Annotated in this window: 3 protein-coding genes; 1 reads left to right on the forward strand and 2 read right to left on the reverse strand. The window is 50.1% G+C overall.

The features are described from left to right. The first annotated feature begins 158 nt into the window (after positions 1-158). On the forward strand, positions 159-314 hold the full coding sequence (locus L1787_RS13485; protein ID WP_255720513.1) for a helix-turn-helix domain-containing protein: 156 nt from the start codon (positions 159-161) through the stop codon (positions 312-314). Between the two features lie 110 nt (positions 315-424). On the opposite strand, the gene L1787_RS13490 is transcribed toward L1787_RS13485, so the two are convergent. Together L1787_RS13490 and L1787_RS13495 are read right to left on the reverse strand one after the other, a co-directional pair. Continuing rightward, positions 425-949 carry a hypothetical protein gene (locus L1787_RS13490; protein ID WP_235709370.1) on the reverse strand — a complete coding sequence of 175 codons (525 nt, stop codon included), beginning with the start codon at positions 947-949 and terminating at the stop codon, positions 425-427. Between the two features lie 16 nt (positions 950-965). After that, on the reverse strand, positions 966-1,976 hold a 1,011-nt coding region (locus tag L1787_RS13495), incomplete at its 5' end, for an RHS repeat-associated core domain-containing protein (RefSeq protein WP_304523962.1).

Here is a 1,976-nt window from a genome sequence, read left to right on the forward strand (position 1 = left end):
CCCGGCTGACGCGGTTGAGACCGTCCCAGACGATCGTCCGGTTGATCGCGGCAAAACCCTGGACCGTCTCGAGATTGCCGTTGGCGTCATAGGTGTTTTTGGGAAGAACACATCGACGCCGCGAAGACGCGCAAGCGTAAGGCTGGTCGCCGAAAAAGTTGAATGATGCGGACCTCAAGGCGGCGCACGCCATGCTCGCCGACGGCACATTCACCGTGAACGAGGTCGCCAAGCGTCTGAACATTTCGCCAGCGACGCTCTATCGTTATCTGCCGGCCGCGCGAGCGACGATAAACTGTAAGGTGAGTCTATGACTGTTCAATCACGCGCTCGCGAGCAGACGCCCCAGTCTTTACTATTTTTTACTCAGCAAAATAAGGATAAATAATCTAAAAATACTAATACATAATGTATATTATGATGTTTATGTATCGAATAAATTCTCTATTATAACCTTACCCTTATATAAGACCTCTCCATCATCATCTCTAAGATCCACAATCAAACATTGCGGAGACGAGGCAGCTTCTGTCGTCCATCCGGTTCTAATCTCCCCGTTAGGGTCGCGCCGAACAAGTTTCTCAAAATTTGATGGTATAAATACAACCAGTTGATGTATTTCCGTATTTCCACGGAGGGTTGGATAAACAGTTCCTGGATAAAAATACCTGTATCCATCAGGTTGATTGCATGGAGAAACAGAGAAAACGCCAAGTAGAACATTTTTATTTTGAATAGATGGGGCAACCTTTATCGTTACTCTGATGAAATCAGGGCCAAGTAGATAGGCTTTATTTATTGTCCCAAAAGTCATTTCGATTGGAAGGTCTTTTGGATAACGAGCTCCTCTCTCAATATTTACCACCTTGATGGACATATCCATAGCCCCGCAAGATGATACTACAATAGCAAACATTGTAGAAATTATAGCGGTTCTGAGATTGATCATCCATTCACCTCAAAGCCTATCTTAAGGGGTTGTCATTTGGCACAGGAGCCGACTCATCAGCGAGATAAGTATCATCCACCAACTGGCGAGCGCTCTTTTCGCTAGGGCTTGCAGCAAATTCATACTGAGCTTGAAATTGCTCATGGCCATACGGCGCAACAATCTTAACGTCCGGCTCGTCAAATACACTAGGCCGACCTCCCTTCGGGAAGACTGCCGCCGCTTTACCGAGCGCCTCGATAAATTCTGGCACCACACTTCGGCGCAACTCCGTAAAATTAGCTGGATTTGAATCTACCGTAACAACGGTTTTAACATCTTTAGACCGCCTCCCCAATCCATCCATTGCCTTACCAACTGGATCAACACCAACTAGTAGGTTAACTTCACGGTTTACCCCTTGAGCGACTATAGATCCTGTGTGAGCCCCATAACTATGACCAATTATATTTATTGGTTCATCTCGATCTAAGCCATCTATGAAAGCAATTGCTTCACTTGCTTGTCCCTGATCGAAATATGCGACAATTCTGTCGTCCCTATTCCACGCCACATAACTTATGACAGGCCCTCTATCGACAAGGGTTCTATCACCTAACCCCCCAATATAGATATCCGCTTCACCGCTAGGATCGACCCGATTGATGGGCTCATTGCCGGCATAGGCATAGCGATTGATCCCGACCCCCGGGACATCGGGATCGAGCAAATCGGGTTGGATGAACCGGGCGATACGCGGATCATAATAGCGCGCATTGAGGTACATCAGCGCCGCGGCCTCGTCGTAGCGCTCCGACAGGAAGCTCTTCGACGCCGCCGCCGGCGTCGGCCGCACCTCGCTCCGCGCCTCCTCTCCGTAGGGCTGATACCCCACCCGCGTCGCAAGCAGCCCCGCCTCGTTGGTGATCGCCCGCACCGAGGTGTCGTAATCAAGGTGCATCCCGTAGGTGAGGCTGCCGACCCGTTTGGCGTCGGCCAGCGGGTACTTCGTCAACACCCCCGCCGGGCTGAGCTCCATGTCGCGCAC

Origin of the sequence: Acuticoccus kalidii, from assembly GCF_021556395.1 — a bacterium.
Classification (GTDB): domain Bacteria; phylum Pseudomonadota; class Alphaproteobacteria; order Rhizobiales; family Amorphaceae; genus Acuticoccus; species Acuticoccus kalidii.

What these genes read in the sequence shown, in the direction of transcription:
- L1787_RS13490 (WP_235709370.1), bottom strand. Translation starts at nt 949, where the DNA reads ATGATCAATCTCAGAACCGCTATAATTTCTACAATGTTTGCTATTGTA.